This is a genomic window from Caballeronia sp. RCC_10 (assembly GCF_041360715.1).
Lineage (GTDB): Bacteria > Pseudomonadota > Gammaproteobacteria > Burkholderiales > Burkholderiaceae > Caballeronia > Caballeronia grimmiae.
The window spans coordinates 153,740-180,033 of sequence record NZ_JBFUPT010000003.1 but is presented as its reverse complement, the minus strand read 5'-3'; the positions used below and the strand labels follow the sequence as shown (position 1 = coordinate 180,033).

General features: G+C 65.0%; 27 protein-coding genes. 17 read left to right on the top strand and 10 right to left on the bottom strand.

Annotation, left to right across the window (positions count from 1 at the left end):
• The first annotated feature begins 164 nt into the window (after positions 1 to 164).
• Complete coding sequence (locus tag AB6804_RS08445; protein ID WP_035967092.1) at positions 165 to 491, top strand: DUF1840 domain-containing protein; 327 nt, start codon at positions 165 to 167, stop codon at positions 489 to 491.
• 88 nt (positions 492 to 579) lie between these two features.
• Here the strand turns inward: AB6804_RS08445 and AB6804_RS08440 are convergent, their stop codons facing one another.
• The 7 genes from AB6804_RS08440 to AB6804_RS08410 all read right to left on the bottom strand — a co-directional run bounded on the left by AB6804_RS08440 (position 580) and on the right by AB6804_RS08410 (position 8,314).
• Positions 580 to 783, bottom strand: coding sequence for a hypothetical protein (locus AB6804_RS08440; RefSeq protein WP_052005886.1), 204 nt, complete (start codon positions 781 to 783; stop codon positions 580 to 582).
• A gap of 142 nt (positions 784 to 925) precedes the next feature.
• Positions 926 to 3,643: a methionine synthase gene (metH, locus tag AB6804_RS08435; RefSeq protein WP_370886069.1), complete on the bottom strand. Its 2,718-nt coding sequence runs from the start codon at positions 3,641 to 3,643 to the stop codon at positions 926 to 928.
• Positions 3,644 to 3,661: 18 nt separating this feature from the next.
• Positions 3,662 to 4,738: a homocysteine S-methyltransferase family protein gene (locus AB6804_RS08430; protein WP_370886068.1), complete on the bottom strand. Its 1,077-nt coding sequence runs from the start codon at positions 4,736 to 4,738 to the stop codon at positions 3,662 to 3,664.
• A 232-nt stretch (positions 4,739 to 4,970) separates the two neighbouring features.
• Positions 4,971 to 5,228: a DUF3567 domain-containing protein gene (locus tag AB6804_RS08425; protein WP_035967089.1), complete on the bottom strand. Its 258-nt coding sequence runs from the start codon at positions 5,226 to 5,228 to the stop codon at positions 4,971 to 4,973.
• A 126-nt stretch (positions 5,229 to 5,354) separates the two neighbouring features.
• Positions 5,355 to 6,143, bottom strand: coding sequence for an alpha/beta fold hydrolase (locus AB6804_RS08420; RefSeq protein ID WP_370886067.1), 789 nt, complete (start codon positions 6,141 to 6,143; stop codon positions 5,355 to 5,357).
• Between the two features lie 56 nt (positions 6,144 to 6,199).
• The gene (locus tag AB6804_RS08415) at positions 6,200 to 7,411 is read right to left on the bottom strand and encodes a DUF3108 domain-containing protein (RefSeq protein WP_370886066.1); all 1,212 of its coding nucleotides are present in this window, start codon (positions 7,409 to 7,411) and stop codon (positions 6,200 to 6,202) included.
• A gap of 81 nt (positions 7,412 to 7,492) precedes the next feature.
• Entirely contained in the window at positions 7,493 to 8,314 is an 822-nt protein-coding gene (locus AB6804_RS08410; RefSeq protein ID WP_370886065.1) for an IclR family transcriptional regulator, read from the bottom strand.
• A gap of 89 nt (positions 8,315 to 8,403) precedes the next feature.
• Here AB6804_RS08410 and AB6804_RS08405 point away from each other — a divergent pair, with 89 nt between their 5' ends.
• The 7 genes from AB6804_RS08405 to rfaE2 all read left to right on the top strand — a co-directional run bounded on the left by AB6804_RS08405 (position 8,404) and on the right by rfaE2 (position 15,533).
• Positions 8,404 to 9,390, top strand: a complete 987-nt coding sequence (locus tag AB6804_RS08405; protein ID WP_370886064.1) for a fumarylacetoacetate hydrolase family protein — start codon at positions 8,404 to 8,406, stop codon at positions 9,388 to 9,390.
• 150 nt (positions 9,391 to 9,540) lie between these two features.
• The gene (locus tag AB6804_RS08400; RefSeq protein WP_229753844.1) at positions 9,541 to 10,680 is read left to right on the top strand and encodes an ABC transporter substrate-binding protein; all 1,140 of its coding nucleotides are present in this window, start codon (positions 9,541 to 9,543) and stop codon (positions 10,678 to 10,680) included.
• A 27-nt stretch (positions 10,681 to 10,707) separates the two neighbouring features.
• Complete coding sequence (locus AB6804_RS08395) at positions 10,708 to 11,535, top strand: enoyl-CoA hydratase/isomerase family protein (protein ID WP_035961885.1); 828 nt, start codon at positions 10,708 to 10,710, stop codon at positions 11,533 to 11,535.
• 45 nt (positions 11,536 to 11,580) lie between these two features.
• A complete protein-coding gene (locus tag AB6804_RS08390) occupies positions 11,581 to 12,324 on the top strand; it encodes a PhaM family polyhydroxyalkanoate granule multifunctional regulatory protein (protein ID WP_370886063.1) in 744 nt (247 codons plus the stop codon).
• A 235-nt stretch (positions 12,325 to 12,559) separates the two neighbouring features.
• Positions 12,560 to 13,612 (top strand): MerR family transcriptional regulator, encoded by a 1,053-nt coding sequence (locus tag AB6804_RS08385; protein WP_370886062.1) that lies wholly within the window; start codon positions 12,560 to 12,562, stop codon positions 13,610 to 13,612.
• A 410-nt stretch (positions 13,613 to 14,022) separates the two neighbouring features.
• A complete protein-coding gene (locus AB6804_RS08380; protein ID WP_035961882.1) occupies positions 14,023 to 14,901 on the top strand; it encodes an acyl-ACP desaturase in 879 nt (292 codons plus the stop codon).
• Positions 14,902 to 15,050: 149 nt separating this feature from the next.
• Positions 15,051 to 15,533, top strand: coding sequence for a D-glycero-beta-D-manno-heptose 1-phosphate adenylyltransferase (gene rfaE2 / locus AB6804_RS08375; RefSeq protein WP_370886061.1), 483 nt, complete (start codon positions 15,051 to 15,053; stop codon positions 15,531 to 15,533).
• Between the two features lie 20 nt (positions 15,534 to 15,553).
• Here rfaE2 and AB6804_RS08370 read toward each other — a convergent pair whose 3' ends face one another.
• Genes AB6804_RS08370 through AB6804_RS08360 form a run of 3 tightly spaced genes read right to left on the bottom strand, consistent with a single transcriptional unit; the run spans position 15,554 to position 17,540 of the window.
• Complete coding sequence (locus AB6804_RS08370) at positions 15,554 to 15,793, bottom strand: hypothetical protein (protein WP_370886060.1); 240 nt, start codon at positions 15,791 to 15,793, stop codon at positions 15,554 to 15,556.
• Positions 15,794 to 15,819: 26 nt separating this feature from the next.
• Positions 15,820 to 16,641: a type III pantothenate kinase gene (locus AB6804_RS08365; protein ID WP_370886059.1), complete on the bottom strand. Its 822-nt coding sequence runs from the start codon at positions 16,639 to 16,641 to the stop codon at positions 15,820 to 15,822.
• Complete coding sequence (locus tag AB6804_RS08360) at positions 16,638 to 17,540, bottom strand: biotin--[acetyl-CoA-carboxylase] ligase (protein ID WP_370886058.1); 903 nt, start codon at positions 17,538 to 17,540, stop codon at positions 16,638 to 16,640. The genes AB6804_RS08365 and AB6804_RS08360 overlap by 4 nt, the downstream gene beginning before the upstream one ends.
• Before the next feature lie 202 nt (positions 17,541 to 17,742).
• Between AB6804_RS08360 and AB6804_RS08355 the strand changes: the two genes are divergently transcribed.
• The 9 genes from AB6804_RS08355 to AB6804_RS08315 all read left to right on the top strand — a co-directional run bounded on the left by AB6804_RS08355 (position 17,743) and on the right by AB6804_RS08315 (position 26,289).
• Positions 17,743 to 18,870: an MlaE family ABC transporter permease gene (locus AB6804_RS08355; protein WP_370886057.1), complete on the top strand. Its 1,128-nt coding sequence runs from the start codon at positions 17,743 to 17,745 to the stop codon at positions 18,868 to 18,870.
• Between the two features lie 6 nt (positions 18,871 to 18,876).
• Entirely contained in the window at positions 18,877 to 19,752 is an 876-nt protein-coding gene (locus tag AB6804_RS08350; RefSeq protein ID WP_035961875.1) for an ABC transporter ATP-binding protein, read from the top strand.
• A gap of 35 nt (positions 19,753 to 19,787) precedes the next feature.
• On the top strand, positions 19,788 to 20,747 hold the full coding sequence (locus tag AB6804_RS08345; protein WP_370886056.1) for an MlaD family protein: 960 nt from the start codon (positions 19,788 to 19,790) through the stop codon (positions 20,745 to 20,747).
• Between the two features lie 11 nt (positions 20,748 to 20,758).
• Entirely contained in the window at positions 20,759 to 21,367 is a 609-nt protein-coding gene (locus AB6804_RS08340; RefSeq protein WP_370886055.1) for an ABC-type transport auxiliary lipoprotein family protein, read from the top strand.
• Positions 21,368 to 21,440: 73 nt separating this feature from the next.
• Positions 21,441 to 22,622: a VanZ family protein gene (locus AB6804_RS08335; protein ID WP_370886269.1), complete on the top strand. Its 1,182-nt coding sequence runs from the start codon at positions 21,441 to 21,443 to the stop codon at positions 22,620 to 22,622.
• A 65-nt stretch (positions 22,623 to 22,687) separates the two neighbouring features.
• On the top strand, positions 22,688 to 23,017 hold the full coding sequence (locus tag AB6804_RS08330) for a ferredoxin (RefSeq protein ID WP_035961872.1): 330 nt from the start codon (positions 22,688 to 22,690) through the stop codon (positions 23,015 to 23,017).
• Positions 23,018 to 23,032: 15 nt separating this feature from the next.
• A complete protein-coding gene (locus tag AB6804_RS08325) occupies positions 23,033 to 23,659 on the top strand; it encodes an alpha/beta hydrolase (protein ID WP_370886054.1) in 627 nt (208 codons plus the stop codon).
• 448 nt (positions 23,660 to 24,107) lie between these two features.
• Entirely contained in the window at positions 24,108 to 25,340 is a 1,233-nt protein-coding gene (locus tag AB6804_RS08320; protein ID WP_370886053.1) for a D-alanyl-D-alanine carboxypeptidase family protein, read from the top strand.
• A 31-nt stretch (positions 25,341 to 25,371) separates the two neighbouring features.
• A complete protein-coding gene (locus AB6804_RS08315) occupies positions 25,372 to 26,289 on the top strand; it encodes a D-amino acid aminotransferase (RefSeq protein WP_370886052.1) in 918 nt (305 codons plus the stop codon).
• The last annotated feature ends 5 nt before the right edge of the window (positions 26,290 to 26,294 follow it).

Sequence of the window (26,294 nt, the reverse complement as noted above, 5' to 3'; positions counted from 1 at the left end):
AACCACGCGCGATTCGGGCGTGAGACATTGCTAAACCGGGAGTTTAGCAAATGCTAAACTGTCTAAAGAGGGTGGCTGTCAGCGAAGAACAGGCTCGTCGGCGCTTGCAACAGGATTTGTATAGAAAGCCGGCTGTCATCCAACAAAAGGAAAAGGACCTTCCCATGCTGATTACATTCAAGACCATGGCTGCACCCGATGTCATGATGCTCGATAACCTCGCGGAGTATTTGCTTGGCATCATCGGCAAGCCTCTGTCGGAGCGGGGCGTCATTACGCCGGCCGAACTGCCCGTCGCCATTCAGAAGCTCGAAGTGGCCATCGTGACCGACAAGAGAGAGCGCGCGGAACACGACGGGCATTTCCATGAAGGCGAGGCGGGCCACGATCCGCATGAGATTCCCATCGGACTCGCGCAGCGCGCCTATCCGTTTCTGGACATGCTTCGGCTTGCGCAGAAAGAGAACAAGGACATTCTCTGGGGCGTGTGACGCCTGGCCTGCACATTCAGCAGCGCGAAAAAAACCCGCATCGGCAACGGACGATGCGGGTTTTTTTCTTCTGCTGTGAAGCGTGCGCTTACTGCGACTGGCCGCCTTCAGCCGGCGCCGGCTTGGCCGTCGTGGGCTTCTTCGGCTTTTTGGGCTTCTTCTTGTGTTCCGTTTGCGGCGGCGAGTAGGACGAAGCCTCGGTGCTGCTGGCCTGTGCAAAGGCAGCCGAACCCGACGCAGCGAACACAGCCGCGGCGATCGAAACGGCTACGGCGGACGTCATCTTCTTCATGCGACTTTCTCCGTGACGAAAGAATGCGTGGCCGTCGTCGTGACGGCCTATCGCGGCTACCAGTCTACGGAAATCAAAATGTTCCCGCCGAAAGCCTGCCTGTTTCCGGCTATCAGGCGGGGAATATGTTGCGTGGGCGCAATCAACGAAGCGGAGCGAGCGCCCGTTCCGCATCCGACGACGATATCGCCATGCGCTCGGCGAAACTCTGCACCTGATCGTCACCGATCTTGCCGACCGAGAAGTACGTGCTGTCCGGATGCGCGAGGTAAAAGCCCGACACGCTGGCGGCCGGCAACATGGCCAGCGATTCGGTGACGCTCATGCCGAGTTCATCCGCCTGAAGCACTTCGAACATATCGCGCTTGACGAGGTGATCCGGGCACGCCGGATAACCCGGCGCGGGCCGGATGCCGACGTACTTTTCCGCGATCAGCGCTTCGTTGTCGAGCGTTTCGTCCGCGGCATAGCCCCACAGTTCGCGACGCACGCGCGCATGCAGCGCTTCGGCGAATGCTTCCGCGAAACGGTCGGCGAGGGCCTTCAGCATGATCGCGCTGTAGTCGTCGTGATCGGCTTCGAACTGCTGCTCCTTCTTGTCGACGCCGAGCCCGGCCGTGACCGCGAACAGGCCGATGTAGTCCTTCACGCCCGATTCCTTCGGCGCGACGAAGTCGGCCAGCGAGCGATTCGGACGCATCACGCCATCGACGACCGGACGCACGCTTTGCTGCCGCAGATTGCGCCAGGTCATCGCCACTTGCGAGCGCGATTCGTCCGTGTAGATTTCGATGTCGTCGTCGTTGACCGTGTTGGCCGGCAGCAGCATGACGACGCCGTTCGCCGTCAGCCAGCGGCCCTGGATGATGCGCGAGAGCATCGACTTGCCGTCCGAAAACACGCGCCGCGCCGATTCGCCGACGATCTCGTCGTTGAGAATCGCGGGATACGGGCCGGCGAGGTCCCACGTCTGGAAGAACGGCGCCCAGTCGATGTACTTCGCCAGTTCGGCGAGGTCGTAATTGCGAAACACGCGCCGCCCGATGAAGCTCGGCTTCTTCGGCGTGTACGCGTTCCAGTCGATCTTCGTCTTGTTCGCGCGCGCCTCGGCGTAGGTGACCATCGGCTGCGCTTTCTTGTTCGCGTGCTGATAGCGGATGCGTTCGTAGTCGCTCTTGAGTTCGTCGAGATAACGCGCCGCACCCTCGTCCGACAACAGGCTCGACGCGACCGACACCGAACGCGACGCATCCGGCACATAGACCACCGGCCCCTCGTAGTGCGGCGCTATCTTCACGGCGGTATGCACGCGCGAGGTCGTCGCGCCGCCGATCAGAAGCGGCGTCTGCTTGCCGCGGAAGTATTCGTCGCGCTGCATTTCGGACGCGACGTAGGCCATCTCTTCGAGGCTCGGCGTGATGAGCCCCGACAGGCCGATGATGTCCGCGCCTTCTTCCTTCGCCTTCTGCAGGATGGTCGCGCAAGGAACCATCACGCCCATGTTGACCACTTCGAAGTTATTGCACTGGAGCACCACCGACACGATGTTCTTGCCGATGTCGTGCACATCGCCCTTGACGGTCGCGATGACGATCTTGCCCTTCGAGCGCACGTCCGCGCCGGCATCGGCCATGCGCTTCTTCTCTTCTTCGATGAACGGGATCAGGTGCGCCACCGCCTGCTTCATCACGCGCGCCGACTTGACGACTTGCGGCAGGAACATCTTGCCCGCGCCGAACAGGTCGCCGACGATGTTCATGCCGTCCATCAGCGGACCTTCGATCACGTTGATCGGGCGGCCGCCAGCCTGCTCGATCTTCGCGCGCACTTCCTCGGTATCTACGACGATGAAATTCGTGATGCCGTGCACGAGCGCATGCGAAAGACGCTGCTCGACCGGCTGATTGCGCCATTCGAGGTTCTCTTCCTTCTTCGCCGCGCCGGTCTTGAACTTGTCGGCGATCTCGAGCAGACGATCGGTCGCGTCTTCGCGGCGATTGAGCACGACGTCTTCGACCCGCTCGCGCAGTTCGGCGTCGAGGTCGGCATACACGCCGAGCTGACCCGCGTTGACGATGCCCATGTCCATGCCGGCCTGGATCGCGTGATACAGGAACACCGTATGGATGGCTTCGCGCACCGGATCGTTGCCGCGAAACGAGAACGACACATTCGATACGCCGCCGCTGACCTTCGCGTACGGCAGGTTCTGCTTGATCCAGCGCGTCGCGTTGATGAAATCGACCGCGTAGTTGTTGTGCTCTTCGATGCCCGTCGCGATGGCGAAGATGTTCGGATCGAAGATGATGTCTTCGGGCGCGAAGCCCACTTCTTTCACGAGAATCTCGTAGCAGCGCTTGCAGATTTGCGTCTTGCGCTCGAAGGTGTCGGCCTGGCCTTGCTCGTCGAAGGCCATTACGACGGCGGCTGCGCCGTAGCGGCGGATCAGGTTCGCGTGATGGCGGAACGCATCTTCGCCTTCCTTCAGCGAGATGGAATTGACGATGGCCTTGCCTTGCACGCACTTGAGGCCCGCTTCGATCACCTCGAACTTCGACGAGTCGATCATGATCGGCACGCGGGCGATGTCGGGCTCGGAGGCGATCAGATTCAGAAAGCGCACCATGGCGGCTTTCGAATCGAGCATGGCCTCGTCCATGTTGACGTCGATGACCTGCGCGCCGTTTTCGACCTGCTGGCGCGCGACGGCAAGGGCTTCGTCGAACTGGCCGTTCAGGATCATGCGCGCGAACGCCTTCGAGCCTGTCACGTTCGTCCGCTCGCCGACGTTGATGAAAAGCGAACCATCGGTGACGTTGAACGGCTCGAGGCCGGAAAGACGCATCGTGTGATCGGTCATTGTCTTGTCTCTTTGATGTCAGGCGGCGTCGCGGTACTGAGCGGGAAAGGCGCGCGGCTTCACGTCCGCCAGCGCCTTCGCAATCTCCGCGATATGCTCCGGCGTCGTTCCGCAGCACCCGCCCGCGAGATTCACCAGACCGGCTTCGGCAAATTCCTTCAGCAAGCCCGACGTCACGTCCGGCGTCTCGTCGAAGCCGGTATCGCTCATCGGGTTCGGCAGGCCCGCGTTCGGATAGCACGACACGAAGGTGTCGCACAGCTTCGCCAGTTCCGCGATGTACGGACGCATCAGCGCCGCGCCCAATGCGCAGTTCAGCCCGAACGTGAGCGGCTTCGCATGACGCAGCGAGTTCCAGAACGCCTCGACCGTTTGCCCCGAAAGAATGCGCCCCGATGCATCCGTGACGGTGCCTGAAATCATGATCGGCACGAGTTCGCCAGTGTCCTCGAACAGTTCATCGAGCGCGAAAAGCGCGGCCTTGGCGTTCAGCGTGTCGAAGATGGTTTCCACGAGGAACAGATCGCAGCCCGCATCGAGCAGCGCCTTGGCCTGCTCGTAATAGGTATTGCGCAGCTCGTCGAACGTGACGTTGCGTGCGCCCGGATCGTTGACGTCCGGAGAAATGCTCGCGGTCTTCGGCGTCGGTCCGATCGCGCCGGCGACGAAGCGCGGCTTGTCGGGCGTCGAGAAAGCATCGCAGGCTTCGCGCGCGAGCTTCGCCGATGCGAGGTTCATTTCGGCCGCGAGCTCTTCCATGCCGTAATCGGCCTGCGCCACACGCGTCGCGCCGAAGGTGTTCGTCTCGATGATGTCCGCGCCCGCAGCCAGATACTTGTCGTGAATCTCACGGATGATCTGCGGCTGCGTGATCGACAGCAACTCGTTGTTGCCTTTGATATCGCGGTCGTAATCCTTGAAGCGCTCGCCGCGATAAGCGGCTTCATCGAGCTTGTAGCGCTGGATCATGGTGCCCATCGCGCCATCGAGAATGAGGATGCGCCGTTGCAAAAGCGCGGGCAGCGCGGCGCCGCGCGTGTGTTCGCGCTTGGGCGATTTCACGCCCGACGGACTCGGATTGGCGTTCTGGTTCATGACGGACAGGCCCTGTACCGGATGATGAAATAGTCCGTCATTGTAGCCGCAGCGAAGGGCGGTCGCTCTGCGCGGGACACCGTGCGGCGCGTGCACGACGCACAAAAAAAGAACCCCGCCGATGAGGGACGGGGTCTTTCTGGCGTGTCGCTTGTTTGCCTTGCTTCATGGCTTGCCCGATCGCCGGCAAGCAGTGGCGGCGCCCCGGCGCACGAAGCGCCTGGGCGGCGGATCAGTGGAGCACGACTGGTTGCGTCATCAAGATGTCGAACTGGCCGAGGAATTCATCGACATCCTCGAGCGATGGTTCTTCCTCGATCAGCTTCTGCACATGCTCGCGAAACTTTTCGGCGAGCGCACCGTCGATGAAGATCTCCCGTTGCGTGTTCTTGTCGACGATTTCGTAACCGCCCGACATCATCGCAAGATGGTTGTCCTGCGGCGGAAATTCGACGACGCAATAGTTAGGGCTGTTGTAGATCATTTGCATGGCGACACTCCTTATTCCTTTTGCTCCTGGCAAACCTGCATCCTAAGTGGAGCGACGGGGTGGGAATTCAAGGGGTGGCCTCGACGTGATGCCGGTTTTATCGAGGCTATTTCTTGTGATACAAGCTCAGGCGGGTCCGCGCAAGAACGCATCCAGCAATGCGCAAAAACGTTGTGACACCTCGACCGGAGACAGATGTGCCGCATTCAGTAACTCGAATTGCGCGCCCGGCACAGTGTCGGCGATCAGTTTGGATTCAGCATGCGGCGTGCCATTGTCCTGTTCACCGGCCACGACGAGCGTGCGTTTCGCTATGGACGCAAGCTCGGCGCGCGCATCGAAACGGCTCAGCGCCTCGGCTGCACGCGCGAAACCCTCAGCGGGCGTGTGGGCTATCGTCTCCGCAATCTGCTCGATGACTTCCGGATGCGCCTTGCGGAACTCCGCAGTGAACCAGCGCTCGAGCGTCGGTTCCACGATACCGGCTATTCCACTTTCGCGCACGGACGCCGCGCGTTGCAGGAAGGTCGGGCGCGCTTCCTCACGAATGAAGGCAGGCGCGCCTACGACCGTCAGCGAATCCACTTTGTCCGCATGGTTGATCGCGAACTTCTGCGCGACCATTCCGCCAATGGACAAGCCGACGACATGCGTCGACGGCGCGCCGAGCCGGTCGAGCAGTTCGGATAGATCGTCGGCGAGATCGTCGATGGTGGAGGCATCCGGCGACACCGCCGTGTGCCCGTGGCCGCGCAGGTCGTAACGCAACACGGTGTAACTGTTGCGAAAATAACCGGCCATCTGGTCCCAGACCGACAAATCGCCCGCAAGCTGATGGATGAACGTCAGCCAGGGGCCGCCGCCTTCGTTGTCGAGTACGTACCGCGTGTCGATGCCATTGATGTTCAACTGCATATCGGCTCCGGTGAAAGTGCTTGTCCGCGTGTGGATGCGTGCTTCGACGCGCCGCCTCAGGGCCGGATTTCGGGATTCGGGGCGGGCGCGGTTTCCTCAGATGCATCCCGCGTGCCCGGAGCCGGCTCGACGGCAGCGGTCGGCGTCTGGAGCCTGCCGGCCCACAGCATTTCGACCTCCATGCCGTTCGGCTCGGTTTGCAGAATCCGCACGGGCAGCCAGCCAAGGGCGGGAGCGAGCCATACATCGAGCTTGCGGCGGTCGCCTTCGCGGCGCGGCAGGCGCATGAAATGCCGCGCGGTGACGTATCCGCCGCGCGCTTGCACCGTTTCGTCGCCGACGGTTTCCATCGGCCATATTTCGCTGCTGTCGTTATCCGCGACGCTGAACTGGCGCGTGACGCCGGGCTTGTACACGTCGGGTGCGCCGCGCACGAGACTCGTCAATTGCATGACGACGCTGAAGCGGTCCTGCGCGCCGTCGGCGAGCGGCTGGCTGTTCGGCGTGCGCGTGTAGACGATCTGCTTCGTATCGCGGTTGAAGACGGCGATATCGGCGGCGCGGCGGCCGCGTTTCTCCGAATACTGTTCCGGGGCGATGCCGAACGCATCGATATGGCCCTTGCTCGAATACACGAACGGCCCGACGAACGGCAGCGGAATCGAGACGACCATCTCGTAGCGCTGGTCGTCGTTGGTCCAGTGGATCGTGCCGGTCTGATTCATCACGCCATTGACGAGCGTGTCGTAGCGCAACTCGCCGGTTGGCGGGACGTTGATCCTGTCGCCCGATGCGGCTGCGGGCGCTTGCGCCGCCGCCGCCGACGCCGATGCCGACGACGGCGCGCTTGCCGCATCGGCGCTCGAAGCCGTGACTTCCGGCGATGCGGCGGCCAGCGCGTCAGGCTCAGGCGTCGCGGCGCTCACAGCAGGCGCGGGCGCAGGCACCGGATGCGGTCGCGGCGCAGGACGTGCGGGCTTAGGCGGCGCGGCAACCGGCTTCGCGGGCGTGGCTGGCGTGGCTGGCGCAGGCGGCGCGACAGGCTTCGGCGTCAGCAATTCCACTTGCATGGGCGGCTTCTCCGTCGGCGGCGGATTGGCCGGCTGCTTCGCGCGCTCCAGCCAGCGTAACCCGCCGGCATGCAAGCCGGCGACGACGAGCGCGGCCAGCACCCATCGCGGCCAGCGGCGGGGCGCGGCGGTCGGAGGGGCGGCAGAAGACTGCCCGCCCGGCGCGGGACGAGGACGGCGAAAGTCAGGCAAGGGCATCGAAACGGGGGAGAGAAAAGGCGAGCGCGCGTGGCAGGACGGGAGAATGGGTTATGACAAGCGCCGCTGATTCGATGTTCCTCAGTGCGCCGGGGCGTCGCTGGCGCGATACCCCAGTTCATACGACAGGCCCCGCGCGCATTCGCGGAGCGCGGCATCGATTTCGCCGCCCCAGCGCGTATCGAACGCGCCTTCGTGACCGAGCGCGATCAGCCCGAGCGCGAGATCGCCGGTCGAATCGAAGACGGGCGTGCAGAACGCGTGGATGGTCGGCAGCAGCATGCCTTCGACACGCGCCGCGCCCTGCTCGCGGACATCGGCGAGCAGCGGTTCGATTTCGGCGATGGTCTGCTTGCTGGCAGCGAGTTCGCGGTCGAGCATCGCCTGCGTCTTGCTGCGCGGCAGATAGGCGGCGAACAGCAGGCCGGTCGCGGATGAGAGCAGCGGCATGACATCGCCCAGTTTCAGCGATGCCTTCGCCGGATAGCTCGATTCCATCCAGTGCACGACGGTCGGCCCCTGATTGCCCCACACGGCGATGCCCACGGTCTGATCCAGCCGGTCGCGAAGCTCGGCCAGTGCGATGCGCGCGAGCCTCACGCCATCCACGCGAGCAAGGCGCGCCAGTCCCATCTGCAGCGCGAAGCCGCCGAGTTCGTAACGTCCCGAAACCGGATCCTGCGATACGACGCCGAGCCGCACGAAGCTCACGAGATAGCGATGCGCCTTCGCTGGGCTCATGCCCGCGCGCTGTGCGAGGTCGCGCAACATCATCGCGCCTGGCTCGCGGGTCAGCACGTCGAGCAGGCGGAAGCCGACTTCGATCGACTGAATGCCCGAACGCGCTTTCTCTTCGGAAGCGTCGATGTCGTCGTCGGTGGTGGCGGAAAGGGTCGAAGGCATGGAAAGCGTCGAAATCGGCCGGATGGCTGGCGATTCACCATCGTAAAATAGATTTCCCTTAACGTCATCTCACGCACCGACTCCGCTTTATGAAACTCGCCACGCTGAAGGACGGCACGCGCGACGGCCAGCTCGTCGTCGTTTCGCGCGATTTGCGCACGGCAGTCATCCCCGACGGGATCGTCACGACGCTGCAACGCGCACTCGACGACTGGACCTTTTACGCGCCGCAACTGATCGAGCTATACGACACGCTGAACCAGGGCCGCGCCCGTCATTCCTTTTCGTTCGATCCGAAGTCGTGCATGGCGCCGTTGCCGCGCGCCTTCCAGTGGGCCGATGGCTCGTCGTACGTGAACCACGTCGAGCTGGTGCGGCGCGCGCGGGGCGCGGAGATGCCGCCCGAGTTCTGGACAGATCCGTTGATGTATCAAGGCGGCAGCGACGATTTTCTCGGCCCGACCGACGATATCGTGTGCGCGTCCGAGTCCTATGGGATCGACTTCGAGGCGGAAGTGGCCGTGATCACCTCGGATGTCGGGATGGCGCCCACGCCCGACGAAGCGTTGCGAAGCGTGCGTCTGCTGATGCTCGTCAACGATGTATCGCTGCGCAATCTCATCCCTGCCGAACTGGCGAAGGGCTTCGGCTTCTTCCAGAGCAAGCCCGCGACCGCGTTTTCGCCGGTGGCCGTGACGCCCGACGAACTCGGCGACGCATGGCGCGAAGGCCGCGTGCATCGCCCGATGATCGTGCACTGGAACGGCAAGAAGGTCGGCCAGCCGGAATGCGGCGTCGACATGGTGTTCCACTTCGGCCAGTTGATCGCGCATGCAGCAAAGACGCGCAATCTGCGCGCGGGGTCGATCGTCGGCTCGGGCACCATCTCCAACAAGGACGCGACGCGCGGTTACTGCTGCATCGCCGAGAAGAGGTGTCTCGAGACCATCGAGCACGGCGCGGCGCAGACCGGCTTCATGCAGTTCGGCGACAGCGTGCGTATCGAAATCTTCGACGAGGCCGGCAAGTCGGTCTTCGGCGCGATCGATCAGGCCGTCGTGCAGCTGGAGCACTGAGCGCGCACCGAGTGAGCACGAGGGCGCAACGGGTTTCGCCCGATGCGTCGACGGCGCGCGTCACCGTACACTTGCCGGGCGTTGCGGCGCCCATGCCGCACGACGACAACAACACGTACAAAGGAGATGTCGATGCGCGGTGGAAAGTGGATGGCGGCGGCCGTATCGTTGGTTCTGGCGACAGCATCGTTCGCGCAGACGCCGCATGTGAAGATCGGCCTCGTGCTGTCGCTGACGGGGCCGGCCGCGTCGCTCGGCATTCCCGCCCGCGATACGGTGGCGCTCCTGCCGAAGGAAATGGGCGGCAGGCCCGTCGACTATATCGTGCTCGACGACGCATCCGACACCACGCAAGCCGTCCAGACCACGAAGAAGCTCATCACCGAAGATCAGGTCGATGCGATCATCGGCTCGTCGATCACGCCGAATTCCCTCGCGATGATCGATGTCGTCGCGCAAGGACAGACGCCGATGATCTCGCTGGCGTCGTCATCGAAGATCATCGAACCGGTGGACGACAAGCGCCGCTGGGTCTTCAAGACGCCCCAGACCGACGCGATGATGGCGTCCGCGATCGCCGAGCACGCGAGCAATCACGGCGTGAAGACGCTGGCGTACATCGGCCAGGCCGACGCCCTCGGCGAAACCTTCTACGCGGAAGTCGCGAAGTTCGCACAGCTTCACAAGATCAACGTGGTGGCGAACGAGCGCTTCAACCGCACGGACCCGAGCGTGACCGGGCAAATCCTCAAGATTCTTGCCGCGAAGCCGGATGCCGTGGTGGTCGGCGCGGCCGGCACGCCTGCCGCGCTGCCGCCGAAGACGCTCGCGCAACGCGGCTACAAGGGCCTCGTCTATCACAATCACGGCGTAGGCAACCGCGACTTCCTGCGCGTGTGCGGCGCAGATTGTAACGGCACCTTCCTGCCGACGAGCCCGGTGCTCGTCGCCGCGCAGTTGCCCGACGATCATCCGGCCAAACGGCTCGCGCTGAGCTACATCAAACTGTACGAAGCGAAGCAGGGCGCGGGAACGGTGTCGGCGTTCGGCTCCTACACGTGGGATGCGGGGATGCTGCTGGAACGCGCCGCGCCCATCGCGCTGAAAGCGGGCGCACCCGGCACGCCGGCGTTCCGCAACGCACTGCGCGATGCGCTCGAAGGCACGAAGAACTTCGCGGATACCAATGGCGTCGTCAACATGACGCCCAACGATCACATCGGCCTCGACCAGCGCGCCCGCGTGATGGTCGAGATACGCGACAGCAAGTGGGTGTATCAGCCGCGCTAACGCCACCTGCACTTGAAGCCCATCGACATGAGCGATCTTTCCCTGTACTCCGCCTACACGTCGCTGCAATTGCGCCGTCACGCGCACGGCGTGCTCGAAGTGGTGATGCCCGGCGCGGGCGCGAACAAGAGCGGCCTCTCCACCGCCGACGCCAACATGCACCGCGAACTCGCGGATATCTGGCGCGACATCGATCGCGATCCCGAGACGCGCGTCGCGCTGATTCGCGGCGAGGGCAAGGGCTTTTCGGCGGGCGGCGATCTCGCGCTCGTCGAGGAGATGGCGAACGACTTCGAGGTGCGCGCGCGTGTCTGGCGCGAGGCGCGCGATCTCGTCTACAACGTCATCAACTGCAACAAGCCGATCGTCTCCGCGATGCACGGCCCGGCGGTCGGCGCGGGGCTCGTCGCGGGGCTGCTCGCGGATATCTCGATTGCGTCGAAGTCGGCGCGCATCATCGACGGACACACGCGGCTCGGCGTCGCCGCCGGCGATCATGCGGCGATCGTGTGGCCGCTGCTGTGCGGGATGGCGAAGGCCAAGTACTATCTGCTTCTATGCGAGCCGGTGAGCGGCGAGGAGGCGGAGCGCATCGGGCTGGTATCGCTCGCGGTCGAAGAAAGCGAACTGATGCCGAAGGCAATCGAAGTCGCGAACCGGCTCGCGCAAGGATCGCAGACCGCGATACGCTGGACCAAGTACGCATTGAACAACTGGCTGCGCATGGCGGGGCCGACCTTCGATACATCGCTCGCGCTCGAATTCATGGGTTTCGCCGGGCCGGACGTGCACGAAGGCATGCGTTCGCTGCGCGAGCGCCGCGCGCCGGATTTTCCCGGCGGCGCGCCGTTTTAATGACCTCGCGCCATCGCGTGGATCAACAATCATGGAGAGAGTCGAATGACCGATAACACTGGCGGCACCCCGCCGTTTTCGATTCCCGGTTTCCCCGGATTCGGCCAGGCCGACATGATGGGCAAGATGTGGGAAATGATGCGGCTGAACCCGTTCGCCGCCGCGATGCCGGGCGGCGGCCAGGGCGTAGGACCGTCGCTGTCGATGATGTCCGACATGCTCGCGCCGCTCACCAACATCGAGGAACTCGACAAGCGCGTGACCGACATGCGCGCGGTCGAGCAATGGCTCAAGCTCAATCTGAACATGCTGCAATCGGCGATTCAGGCGCTCGAAGTGCAGCGCGCCACGCTCGCCACGCTGCGCTCGTTCGGCGCGTTCGCGCAGACGTCGATGGAAAGCGCGAAGAACGCGGCGGCGGATACGCAGAAAGCGGCGGGCCGCTGGCCGATGGGCGGCGCGGCGAAACCCGAGGAGCCGAAGCAGGAAAGCAGTCCGCAACCGTCCGCCACGGACGACGCGGCGCAGCCGGCTGGCAGCGTGCCGCCGGGCTTCGATCCGAGCGGCTGGTGGAACGTGCTGCAATCGCAGTTCAACCAGCTCGCCCATCTCGCGATGCTTCAGCCCGGCATGACAGGCGCGGCGGGCCAGCAGGACGCGTCGGCGGAAACGACGGCGCAGAGTCCCGCTTCCGGCGATGCGGCCGATGACGGCGAACCCAGGTCCGATGCCGCCGCAGCCAAAAAGGCGGCTGCAAAAAAAGCGCCGCCGCGAAAGAAAGGTGAGTGAGCTGCGGCTGTCCGCCTGACCGGGCCGGTCGGGAAACGAATCGGCGTGACGCCCGGCGGCTGAAAGGTCGCCGGGCGTTTTCTTTGCGTGGGTCAGGCAGAGCCGCCATCGAGCGCAGTGCGAACGGTCACTTTCTGTCCATCATTAAGCGGCCGCTTACTCGCGCTTTGTCCACCCCGCAGATCAGGCACGCTGCGTGCATAGCGGATGTGTGTGATCTATGTTCACTCTGTCCATGACAAACCCATCGAACGAAGACCCCGTTTCCGGCGAGGATGCCGGCGACACCGCCCATAACGACGCTCTGTCGGGATCGCTGCAATCGCACGGTTTCGAAAGCGGGCTGACGGGTATCGGCATTGGCGCCATCGCGCAGGAAATCGGGCTGACCAAGGACACGCTGCGCGTGTGGGAACGCCGGTACGGATTCCCGCAACCGCTGCGCTCGCCGGGCGGCGAACGGCTGTACCCGCAGGAACAGGTGTCGAAGCTGCGGCTCGTGAAGCGCCTGCTCGACGCGGGGCACCGGCCGAGCAAGGTGCTCGCGCAGCCGGTCGAGCAACTGCAGCAACTCGCGCAAGCATCCGGTATCGGCCAGGACGCGCCGGATGTGGAGCTGGACCAGATGGTCGCATTGCTGCGCAACGGTGCTTACGAGGACTTTCGCTTCGGACTGCTCAAGCGCGCGACGCGCGACGGCCTCGAGCGCTTCGTTCTCGACGTGGCCGCGCCGCTTTCGGCGCGCGTCGGCAATGCGTGGGCCGCGGGGACGTTGCAGGTCTATCACGAGCATCTTTTCAGCGAGGCGCTGCAGGTTACGCTGCGCAGCCTCATGCGCCCGCTTTCCGACGCGATGCGCGCACGCGGAGGCCGTCCGCGCGTGCTGCTGACGACGCTCTCCGGAGAAGGTCACGGTCTCGGCATCCTGATGGCCGAGGCGATGCTGACGCTGTCGGAATGCACGTGCATCCAGCTTGGGCTCCAGACGCCGCTGCACGATATCGCCAGCGCGGTGACTGCGCACGATATCGATATCGTCGCGCTGTCGTTCACGTCGGTGCTGCCGGCGCAGGTCATCGGCAATGTGCTGACGGAGCTGCGCAGCATGCTGCCGTCGCACGTGCGGATCTGGGTCGGAGGCAGCAGTCCGGCGCTGCGCCGCAAGATTCACGAGGGCATCGATCAGCTTCCCGGCCTGACCGCGATCGCCGAATCCGTCGCGGCCTGGCGCTCGACGGCCGTGCTATCATCGACCGGCTTGCCGGAGCAGCCGCAGACGGCGAACTGACACGGGCTTGCAAACAGAACGGCATCGGCGAGAACGGCATCGGCGGCGCGTTAGCCGCGAACCGGCGCAACATGCCGCTGTCACAAGCGTAGGCCACGCTGGAAACTGCGCGGCGCGGCGGCGCGGCGGCGCGACGAAAGCCGGTCCTACCTCAGGCACAGGTTTCGCTCATCACCCACGGTAGACAAAGACGCATACAGCGCGCATCAGCACATGACGCGTGAAGCTTATGCGCGGCTTATTGCGTTGCCGCCGCGCTAAATATGGCGCTTTGTTGTCGTTTTTCGTCTGTGAGCGCTCGAATCCCGCGTAAAATTGAAAGCTTGGTTGCTCGCGCGCAATGTTTAGGTGCGCGCCCGGGCCGAGAGTCATATAGATATAACGTCGCATAAGTGGCATCAGGGGTGACTATGAACACCATGCTTTATCCGGAACTTTATAAGTCGCTCGAATCCGTCCGTTGGGATATGGAGAAGGACATTCCATGGGACAAATTCGATGCGTCGCTGCTCTCCGACGAGCAGGCCAAGACCATCAAGATGAACGCGATCACCGAATGGTCCGCGCTTCCTGCAACGGAAATGTTCTTGCGTGACAACCATCACGACAGCGACTTTTCCGCTTTCATGAGCGTGTGGTTTTTCGAAGAGCAGAAGCATTCGCTGGTGTTGATGGAATACCTGCGCCGCTTCAAGCCCGAAATGGTGCCGACGGAAGAAGAACTGCACGCGGTGCGTTTCGAATTCGATCCGGCGCCGCCGCTCGAAACCCTGATGCTGCATTTCTGCGGCGAGATTCGCCTGAACCACTGGTATCGCCGGGCGGCGGAATGGCATACCGAGCCGGTCATCAAGCACATTTACGAAACCATCTCGCGCGACGAAGCCCGTCATGGCGGCGCGTATCTGCGCTACATGAAGAAGGCGCTCGCCAATGCGGGCGATTCGGCGCGCGCCGCGTTCGCGAAGATCGGCGTGCTGATGGCGTCCGCGCGCCGCACCGAAAAGCCGCTGCATCCGACGAACCTGCACGTGAATCAGGCGCTTTTCCCGCGCGATACCGTGCAATCGCGCCTGCCCGATCCGGAGTGGCTCGAGCGCTGGCTCGACGACCAGATCCGCTTCGACGATAGCTGGGAGAAGAAGGTCGTCGAACGCATTCTGCACAACCTGTCGATCCTGTTCGAGCGCTCGTTCGTCACCGCGCAGGAGTTAAACCGCTATCGCAAGGAAGTGGTGCAGCGTCTGCAAGCGGCGTCAGGCGGCGCGGCCGGGCAGCAGCCGGCCTGATCGCCAGAACAAGTTATTGAGCAAGCGGCCCGTCAGGCTCCAACTGACGGGCCGCTTTTTTTGCATCCCGAAGGTTCAGCGCAGCGCCCGGAAGCCTCGAGCCGCCGTGGCACAATGCGCGCTCTTGAACCACTGCACCGAGCATCGCCATGCCCGCCATTTTCGAACGCAAGATCACCACACGCGACGCGCTCGCCGCGCTCCGTCCGACGCTCGCCGAGCCGGTCGTATTCACCAATGGCGTGTTCGATATCCTGCATCGCGGACACGTGACCTATCTCGCCGATGCAAAGGCGCTCGGCGCGACGCTGATCGTCGGTGTCAACAGCGACGCCTCCGTGCGCATGCTCGGCAAGGGCGACGATCGCCCGATCAATCGTGAAGAGGATCGCATGGCGCTGCTGGCGGCGCTCGAAAGCGTGGACTGGGTGGTGAAATTCGAAGAGCCGACGCCGCTGCAACTGATCGGCGCCGTGCATCCCGATGTGCTCGTGAAAGGCGGCGATTACGAGATGGACAAGCTGGCGGAATCCGCGCTGGTGCGCGGGTGGGGCGGCAAGGCGCTGGCGATCGCGTTCGAGCATGACCGCTCGACGACCGCGCTGCTCAAAAAAGTGCGCGCGCAGTCCTGACGCGTTGCCGCCCTGCCGGTCTACTGGCTGAGCGGCGCAGTTTGCACTTTGGCGGCGGGCGCGGGACCGCCGACTTGCGGCTGATCGGCAGCTTCTTCGGGATGGATCGGACGCATGGTCAGCGTTTCAGGCCGGACCTGCTGCATCAGGTGTTGCGGCTCGCGCGCGCCGGCTGCCGGCAGCGGGCCGAACGTGCCGTGTACGAGCGCAAACATTACAAGGTTGGCCAGGGTCAGGATGGCGATGAGCCAGCGCAGCATTCTTGGGCTCCGTCAGTCGAGCAGAATCAGGATGAGTGAAGCGCCGCCGCTTCCCGCGCGATGAGCGCGAGTCCCGACAGCACCAGGGAATCATGGCGAGTGTAGGGCGCGTCGAGCGCGCCCGCGATTTCATCGGCGGCGCCGCCGCTCAGCACGAGACGGACGTCCGCCTGCCAGTCGTTGCGCAGATCGCGCCGTGCTCGCTCGATCAAACTCGCTTGCGCCAGCAGGCAACCGGACGATAACGCGGCGGCGGTATCGATCGCGAAGAGGGCGTGCGGCTTTCCGACGGCGGCGTTCAGCGCGCGTTTTGCGCCCGCCGCGTCGAGCGTCGGCAATTGCGCGGTGCGGCTGCCGAGCGATTGCATCATCAGCGACCAGCCCGGCGCGATCAGTCCGCCCGTGAAGACGCCGTCGGCGCGCAAGGCTTCGAGCGTCGTCGCGGTGCCGAACGTGGCAATCAGTACGTTCTCGCCCGGATAGGCCGCACGCGCGCCGATCAGGCCGGCCCAGCGATCGCTGCCCAGCTTTTCGGGCTCTGCATAGCCGTTGGTCACGCCGCATTGACGCGGCTTCGCCCGGACGACGGTGCTCGGCAACGCGGGCCAGCGCGCGTCGATGAGACGTTCGATCCGGTCCTGCACCGATGCGCCCGCCACGTTCGAAATCCACGCGCTGGCGGGATCGGGCAGCGATGACCACGCGCCGAGCGCCGGGTCGTCGTGTTGCGATGCTTCACGCTCATGCTCGAACGCGCCGCTCGCGATGGCCGCGCCGGTTTCATCGGCGAGCGACCACTTGATGCGGCTGTTGCCCGCGTCGATCAGCAGTATCCGCGCGTCGCTCACGGACGTTCCTTCGCGAGGCGCAAGCTCAGTTCGCCCGTGGCGACGGCGCGCGGTCCTTCTGGCGCGTCGATCAGCAAGTGGCCGCTGTCGTCCACGCCCGATGCCACGCCGCGCGTGATTTCCTGTCCTTGATCGAGCAGTACGACTTCGCGGCCGGCGTAGGCGTGCGCGTCCGTCCAGCGCTGGCGGAACGGCTTGAAGCCTTCGGCTTCGAAGCGCGGCAGGGCGGCATCGAGCGCGTTGAGCAGCGCGGCGAGCGTGTCGGTTAGGTTGGCGCCGGGCCACGCGCGGGCGAGCGAGGCGGGCGTCGTGCCAGGAACGGCGGACGCGGCCTGGCGATTCGCGTCATCGACCTGAGCGGCGAGGTGCTCCGCGCCATGCAGATTGATGCCGATGCCGATCACCACGGCCGTCGCGCCCGGCGCCGTCCATGCGGTTTCGATGAGGATGCCGGCGAGCTTGCCATCGTCGAGCAGCACGTCGTTCGGCCACTTGAGGGCGGGCCGCGCGGACGGCGAGAGCGGCAGGCGCGCGAGCGCATCGAGCACGGCGACGCCGATCGCCAGACTCAGCCCCGATAGCCCTTCGATAGGCCGCCGCAGCACATAGCCGACCGACATCAGCAGCGCGTTGCCCGGCTCCGCGAGCCAGGCGCGGCCCCGCCGGCCACGGCCGGACGTCTGCGAATAGGCGACGCGGACGATGGGCGCGGGCGGATCGGCCGGCGCGTTGTCACGGGGCTGGGCGCGCAGGCGTTCGATGAGATCGGCGTTCGTGGAGCCGGTTTCATCGACGATTTCGATGTCCCAGTCATGCGCGGGACGCGGGGCGAGCGTCGCGAGCCGGCTGCGATCGATGCGCCACGGGGCGTCGGGGGCGAAGGAAGCGGAGGGGTTCATGCAGGGTATTGTAGCGGGGCGGTATGCCGTTGCCCTTCCTCGCCGGGGTCGCGCGAACGCAAGGCGAAGCGTCTTTTGCGCAGCGTCCGGCCGACGGCGAACGCCTTCGCTCGTCAGCGATGCGCCGAGGCGTGCCGCGGCGGACCGCCCCAGGACAACCTTCGTTACAATGTCCTCTCCCTCCCATCCCGCCCCAACACCCTTGAACTTCGACACGCCGCCCCGCCTTCGAGTGGAAGCCGGTCAGCAAGGCAAGGTGGTCCGGCTCTCGGGCCAATGGACCGCGCTTGCGCTCGCGCGTGATCGAGCCAAAAGCGGCGTCACGCGGCGGCTGCGCGCCATCGGGCGGGAAGCCATCGGCCAGTGGGACCTGCTCTCCGTCGAGCGCCTCGATCACGTCGGCGGTCAGGCGCTATGGCGCATCTGGGGCCGCAAAATGCCCGCCACCATCGCGCTGTCGGACACCCAGCGCGAAATCTTCGAGCGCGTCGCACTGCTCGACGCCGAACGCGAAGAACCCGAACCCGTCGACCGCACCGGCCCCGTGACACGGCTCGGACAACTGATCTTCGGCTTCCTCGATCACGTGTACGGCGGCCTGGCGATGTTCGGCACGTTTCTCATCGATCTCGTCTCCATCGTGCGGCGTCCGAATCGCACGCCGTGGACGGAAATCTCCGCCAACATCTATAGCGCCGGCGCGCAGGCGCTCGCCATCACGGCGCTCGTCGCGTTCCTGATCGGCATCGTGCTCAGTTATCTGTCGGCGCAGCAGTTGCGCGTGTTCGGCGCGAATCAGTACATCGTGAACATCCTCGGCCTGTCGGTGATACGCGAACTCGGGCCGGTCCTCTCCGCGATTCTCGTCGCCGGGCGCTCCGGCTCCGCGATCACCGCGCAGATCGGCGTGATGCGCGTTACCGAGGAACTCGACGCGATGCAGGTCATGGGCATCCCGCACGGCCTGCGGCTCGTCCTGCCGCGCGTGCTCGCGCTCGGCATCGCCATGCCGCTGCTCGTCGTGTGGACGAACATCATCGCGCTCGTGGGCGGCGCGCTCGCGGCCAAGCTCGTGCTGTCCATCGACATCTCGTTCTTCGTCCGCTCGCTGCCGTCCGTCGTGCCGATCGCGAATCTGTGGATCGGGCTCGGCAAGGGCGTCGTGTTCGGCATGCTGATCGCGCTTGCCGCGTGCCACTTCGGCTTTCGCATCAAGGCGAATTCGCAAAGTCTCGGCGAAGGCACGACGACCTCCGTGGTCACGTCGATCACCGTGGTCATTCTCGCGGACGCCGTGTTCGCGATCCTCTTTCAGAACGTGGGGCTATAAACGCACATGTCGACGACGCTCGCCACCGCTGTGCGCCATCAGCCGCCGCCCGTCATCGCGGAGCCGGTCATCGAAGTGCGCGATGTCACGAAACGCTACGGCAGGACCGTGATTCACGAGCACCTGAGCCTCGACGTGCGGCGCGGCGAGATCGTGGCGCTGCTCGGCGGCTCGGGTTCCGGCAAGACCACGCTCGTCCGGCAGATTCTGGGACTCGAATCGCCGACATCGGGCACCATTCGCGTGCTCGGCGAAGAATGGGCGCGCATGGACGAGGAAACCGCCAAGATGCTGCGCACGCGCTCCGGCATGCTGTTCCAGCAAGGCGCCCTGTTCTCGTCGCTGACGGTGTACGACAACATCGCGCAGCCATTTCGCGAACTCGGCAAGATTCCCGAAGATCTGATCCGCGAGTTCGTGATGCTCAAGCTCGAAATGGTCGGGCTGTCGTGCAAGCACGCGAGCAAGATGCCGTCGGCGCTGTCGGGCGGCATGGTGAAGCGCGTCGGCATCGCGCGGGCGATTGCGCTGGAACCCGAACTGCTGTTCCTCGACGAGCCGACCGCTGGCCTCGACCCGAAGGCATCGGACGAATTCGTCGATCTCATCGCGACGCTGCATCGCGCGCTCGGTCTCACGGTCGTGATGGTCACGCACGATCTCGATACGATGGTCGCGCTGTCCACACGCGTCGCCGTGCTGGCCGACCGGCGCGTGCTCGTCGCGGCGCCCGTCGAAGAGGCGGTGGCGGTGGATCATCCGTTCATCCGCGAGTATTTTCTGGGGCGGCGCGGACGCCGCGCGCTTGCCGCACTGCCGCCCGAGCGCCGCGCGAAGCTGCCCGCCGTCGCGCTCGACGACGCCTCGACCATCGTCAGATAGCCGACGCCACGCCCACAGAAGGAAGGAACCCGCCGATGGAAAACAAATCACACGCGTTCTGGACCGGGCTGTTCACCATCGTGCTCGTGCTGGCGATCGCGTTCGCGGCGTTCTTTTTCAACGTCGATCGCACCGTGCGCGTGCCGTACGACCTGATCGCGCGCACCAACGTGACGGGTCTTTTCACCGATGCCTCCGTGCGTTATCGCGGTCTCGGCGTCGGCAAGGTAGAGTCGATCCGCTTCGACAAGTCGCATCCGGGGCAAATTCGCATCCGCATTCTCGTCGACCAGAACGCGCCGATGACGCATTCCACCTTCGCGACGCTCGGCTTTCAGGGCGTGACGGGCATCGCGTTCGTGCAGCTCGACGACACCGGCAAGGATACGAGGGCGCTCGCTTCGTCGCCGCAGCACGTCGCCGAGGTGCCGATGCGCCCCGGCCTCTTCGAGCAGTTGCAGGAGCGCGGCGAAGTGATTCTGCGCCGCTTCGAGCGCCTGTCCGACGATGCGGATAAATTTCTCTCCGACGACGTGCGCAATCAGCTCATGGACACCGCGAAGAGTCTGCAGGGCGCGGCGGATGGCATTGCCTCGCTGGCGAGTCAGGCCGGACCCGCCACGGCGCGCCTGCCGCAGACGCTGCAACAGCTCGACCGCACGCTGGCATCGACGAATGCGTTCGTCCAGAATCTGAACCGCGAGAACGGCCCGTTCGTGACGAATCTGAACAAGGCGGGCAACGCGGCGCAACAGGCGGCCACGTCGCTCGCGGACATGAACGAATCGCTGCGCGAGATGACGGCGCGCGTGGGCTTCGAGGCGCTGCCGCGGCTCTATTCGTTCACCGAGGATCTGGGCAGCGCCGCGCGTTCCGTCGACCGCGCCGCCGATACGTTCAGCGCGAGCCCGCGCAGCGTATTGTTCGGTGCGCCGTCGATGCCGCCGGGGCCGGGCGAGCCGGGCTTCGTCTGGCCGGCGAATCCGGCGCGTTGAAAAGGAATCTCATGGGACATACAGAGTTGAACCGAACGGCGCTCGCGCTCGTGTTCATGGCGATGCTGGCGGGCTGCGCGTCGAACGCGACGGTCGCGCCCGACGCGCGCTACGACCTCGGCGCACCGCCAACATCGACGGAAACGAAAGCGCTGCCGCCCGTCAAGGTGCTCGCCGTTGGCGCGCCGCGCAGCCTGGAAACCGATGCGTTCGTCTACCGGATGAGCTACGCCGACGCGCAACGCACCGGCACCTATGCCAACAGCCACTGGACGATGCCGCCCGCGCAACTCCTGACGCAGCGCGTGCGCGCGGCGCTGGCGGCGCGCGGCCCGGTGCTGACGGGCGCCGATACGGTGCGCGCGGCGTTGCTGGAAGTCGAACTGACCGCCTTCGAGCAGGTCTTCGATGCGCCCGAGCGGAGCCACGGCGCGGTGTCCGTGCGCGCGACGCTCACGCAGCAGGGCCGCGTGGTCGCGCAGCGGGCGTTCGCCGCGAGCGCGCCCGCGCCGACTGCCGATGCACCCGGCGGGGCGCGGGCGCTCGCGGCGGCATCGGACGATCTGATCGCACAACTGAGCGCGTGGCTCGATGCGCAGCCGCTCGCCGCGTCACGATGACATCGACACATCGCGCAACTTCGCCCGCACGTTCAGACGCAACGTCGCTCGAACGGAGGCGCTCGGGCGGCTCATGACGATCAAGCAATGGCAGCGCCGCCCGTCGGCGTTTTCGCGGCAGGCGCTCATCGCGTATGCGGCGCTCGTCGTGTACGGCTCGCTCTATCCGTTTTCCGGCTGGCGATCGCTCGGCATCGGGCCGCTCGCGTTTCTCACCGATCCGCTTCCGCAATATGTGACCGCGTTCGACGTCGTCACGAACGTGCTGGGTTACATGCCGCTCGGCGCGTTGATCGTGCTCGCGCTGTATCCGCGCTGGCGGGGGGCGGCGGCGGTGGGCGCGGCGTTTCTCGGCGGCGGCTTGCTGTCGGGCGTGATGGAGTCCATCCAGACCTATCTGCCGACGCGCGTGTCGTCGAATCTCGATCTCGCCGCAAATGCGCTCGGCGCGCTCGTGGGCGGCGTGCTCGTTGCGCCCGCGACCAGCGCGCTGCTCGATCGGGGCTTGCTGCGGCGGATCCGCTTCACGTGGTTCGAGCGGCACGGCGCGTATGTCATCGGGCTGTCGGCGTTGTGGCCGTTCGCGGCGATGTTCCCCGCGCCGTATCTCTTCGGCGGCGGCGACCTGCCGCGCGTGCTGTGGGAGAACCTCGATCCGGCGATGCAGGATGCGATCCTCGTCTGGACGCCCGCGTCATGGGACATGGAAAGCTGGCCGGACCGGCTCGGCGCGCTGCTGCCCGACGATTCATGGGAAGCGCTCATCACGTCGTCGAATCTTTTTGCGGCGCTCGTGCTCGTGACGCTGCTCACGCGCGAACGCGCGCCGCGCATCCGGCTGATGCTCGGCCTGATCGTCGCGACGCTGTTCGCGAAAGCGAGCGCGTCGTTCCTGCAATCGCACGCGGGCCTGACATTCGACTGGGCCACCGATGGCGCGCTCGAAGGCATCGGCATCGGCGCGGCGGCGGGCATCCTGTCGGTCGCGCTGCCGCGTGCGCTGCGGGCGGCGCTGGCAGGCGGGGCGCTCGTCGTCGGACTTGCGCTCGTCAACGTGCTGCCGGTGAATCCGTACTTCGACATCGTGCTCGCCGACTGGCGGCAGGGGCGGTATCTGCACTTCAACGGGCTGCTGCACTGGCTCGCGTGGGTGTGGCCGTATGCGGCGCTCGGCTGGCTCGCGTCGGCGGCGGAACGGGCGTGGTTCACGCGGCGGCGCGTGGCCAACGCGGGCGGCGCGGGCAACGAGCGCTGACGGCAGGCCGGAACATCGCTCGCTATAATCGACCGACACTCATTCGCCCGGCGCGCCCGATACTCATGGACTCTTTCTACAAGTACCACGTGTTCTTCTGCCTCAATCAGCGCGACGCCGACGCCACGCGGCCGAGCTGCGCGAATTGCAACGCGCAGGAGATGCAGGAGCACGCGAAAAAGCGCGTGAAGAAGCTCGGGCTCGCGGGCGAGGGCAAGGTGCGGATCAACAAGGCGGGTTGCCTCGACCGCTGCGAGCTGGGACCGGTCGTGGTCGTGTATCCGGAGGGCACGTGGTACACGTATGTCGATGAAACGGACATCGACGAAATCGTCGATTCGCATCTCGCCAACGGGAAGATCGTCGAGCGTCTTCTCATCGACCAACCGGTTTAACGAACGCCTCGCCGCATGAACGCGCAAACAGAAAAATTCCTGATCGACGGGCCGGCCGGCAAGATCGAGGTCGCGCGCGACCGGACCGACGCCGCGCCGCGAGGCATTGCGCTCGTCGCGCATCCGCATCCGCTCTTCGGCGGCACGATGGACAACAAGGTGGCGCAGACGCTCGCGCGGACCTTCGTGCAGCTTGGGTACACGACCTATCGCTCCAATTTCCGTGGCGTCGGGCAGACGGAAGGCGAGCACGACAACGGCATCGGCGAGCGCGAAGACCTGCTGGCGGTCATCGCTCACATGCGCGCGCAGCCCGGGCAAAGCGATGTGCCCATCGTGCTCGCGGGCTTTTCGTTCGGCACCTTCGTGCTGTCGCACGTTGCCAAACGCATGATGGACGAAGGGCAGGCGATCGAGCGCATGGTGTTCGTCGGCACGGCGGCGAGCCGCTGGGAGGTGGCTCCGGCGCCCGAGAACACGCTCGTGATTCACGGCGAAGTGGACGACACGGTGCCGATCGCATCCGTCTACGACTGGGCGCGTCCGCAGGAACTGCCGGTCGTCGTGATTCCCGGCGGCGAACACTTCTTTCACCGCAAGCTGCATATCCTGAAGCGCGTGATCGTCGACGCATGGCGGTAACGCCTTCGCGTGAATCGAACCTGGAAACGCGCATAGGCATCGCCTGAAAAGCGCAAATTCGGGCGAATCACTGGCAGATTGGCCGTAAAGGCGCTCTGAGCCGCGCGTATAATGGCGCAGAATTTTTTTCGCCGCCCGTTCGCGTTCAGCTTGCGTTCTGCTTGCCGCAAAGCGAGAGCGAATGGGTTCACGCGAAAAGCCCGACGCCTGAGCGCCGGCTCCCATGCCGGCCAACGCGACGTTTCGAAAACAAACGTTTGAGAACCGATGGCGCGGCTGTCTGTCGAATGAGCGCTCTTCGCTGCGGCACCGCAAGTGCCGATTGTCCGGCCCCCGGACAATCAGGCGAAGCGCCGACCGGCATCGACGGTCTGCCTGTTCAACCCGCGCTTCGCCGCCCTGGATCATTCCAGGCGAAGCGCCGACGCACTTTCTGCCGACCGATCCTATGCGCTTTTTCCCTTCCGGCTTTTCTGTCCCGTCCGTTTCTGTTTCCGCTCCTGCTGCTTCTGTAAAGCTTCGTGCACTGAAGGCCGCCATCGTGTTGCCGGCGGTGTTCGCCGCCGCGAGCGCATTTGCGCAAGTGCCGCCGCCCGCGGTGACGGCACGCTCGTGGGTGCTCGTCGACGCCACCAGCAATCAGGTACTTGCATCGGGCAACCCTGACGAGCGCGTCGAGCCGGCATCGCTGACCAAGCTGATGACCGCTTATCTCGTCTTCGACGCGCTGAAAGCGAAGAAGATCAACATGGATCAGACCGTGATGCCGAGCGAGGCCGTGCGCCGCGTGCGGACGGACGAGTCGCGCATGTTCATCGAGGCGAACAAGCCCGTCACGGTGCATGACCTCGTGTACGGCATGATCATCCAGTCGGGCAATGACGCGGCCATCGCGCTGGCGGAACTGGTCGGCGGCAGCGAGGCCAACTTCGTCAATCTGATGAACGGCGCCGCGCAGCGCATCGGCATGAAGCACACGCACTATGCCGACGTGAACGGCATGCCCGATCCGCAGCACTACACCACGGCAGGCGATCTCGCCGTGCTGTCGACGCGCCTGATCCGCGACTTCCCCGAGTACTACAGCATCTTCTCGGAGCGGGAGTTCACGTATAACAAGATCAAGCAGCCCAACCGCAACCGCCTGTTGTGGCTCGACTCCAGCGTCGATGGCCTGAAGACCGGCCACACGAAAGCCGCTGGCTACTGCCTGATCGCGACGGCCAAGCGCCCGCTCGTCGGCACGCCGGACGCGAGCCGCCGCCTCGTCGCGGTGATGATGGGCGAGCCGAAGGAATCGGCGCGCGTGCAGGACAGCCTGAAGATGCTGAGCTACGGCTACACCGCGTATGACGCACTGCGTCTCTACAAGGCGAATCAGGTGATCGAATCGCCGCGCGTGTACAAGGGCGCGGCGGACAACGTGCAGGCGGGCGTATCGACGGATCAGTACATCACCGTGCCGAAGGGTCTCGGCGACAAGGTGAAGCCGACGATCACGCGCAACGATCTGATCATCGCGCCGGTGAAGAAGGGCCAGCAGGTCGGCACCGTCCGGATGATGGCCGATGGCAAGGAAGTCGCGCAGTTCCCGCTCGTCGCGCTGCAGGAAGTGCCGGAAGCGGGCCTCTTTGGCCGCCTGTGGGATTCCGCGCTGCTGATGTGGCAGAAGCGGAAGTAATACGCGTTTGTTTCCGAACGGAGCGGTAACGATGAATCCGAACCACGCCGATGTATTCGACCCGACGGTCTACCTGAACGGCGAATGGGGGCCGCTTTCCGAAGCGCGCATTCCGGTGCTGGATCGCGGGTTCATCTTCGGCGACGGCGTCTATGAAGTCGTGCCGCTCTACGCGCAGGCCGGCGGTGCGCGTCTGCCGTTCCGGCTCGCGCAGCATCTTGCGCGCTTGGATCGCAGTCTCGGCAAGATTCGCATCGACAATCCTTTCGACGATGCCGGCTGGCGCGCGCTGACTCATCGCGCGATCGAGGCGAACGCCGGCCCGGGCGATGCGCTCGTCTATATTCAGGTCACGCGCGGCGTCGCGGCGAAGCGCGGGCACGCCTTTCCGGCGGGCATCACGCCGACCGTGTTCGTGATGTTGAGTCCGATTGCCTATCCGAGCGACGCGAGCCGCGCGCAAGGCGCGGTGGCCGTGACCGCCGAGGACAAACGCTGGCTGCATTGCGACATCAAATCGATATCGCTGCTCGGCAACGTGCTGATGGCGCAACACGCGGCGGAGCACGACGCGCTCGAAACCATCCAGTTGCGCGACGGCTTGCTTACCGAAGGTTCGTCCTCAAATGTGTGGATTGTTGCAGGCGGCACGCTGCTGGGCGCGCCGCGCGGACCGCGCATTCTCGAAGGCATCCGCTACGGGCTGATCGAGGAACTGGCGGCCGAGGCGGGCATTCCGTTCGAGGAACGCGACATCACCGAGGCCGAGCTGCGCGCCGCCGACGAAGTCATGATTAGTTCGGCGACGAAGGAAGTCATGCCGATTACGACGCTCGATGGAAAGCGCGTCGGCGGCGGCCGTCCCGGCCCGGTCTATGCTGCGCTATACGATGCCTACCAGCGGGCGAAGGCGCGGGAATTCGCGAATCAGGCGAGCCGCGCAGGTTAAGGAGA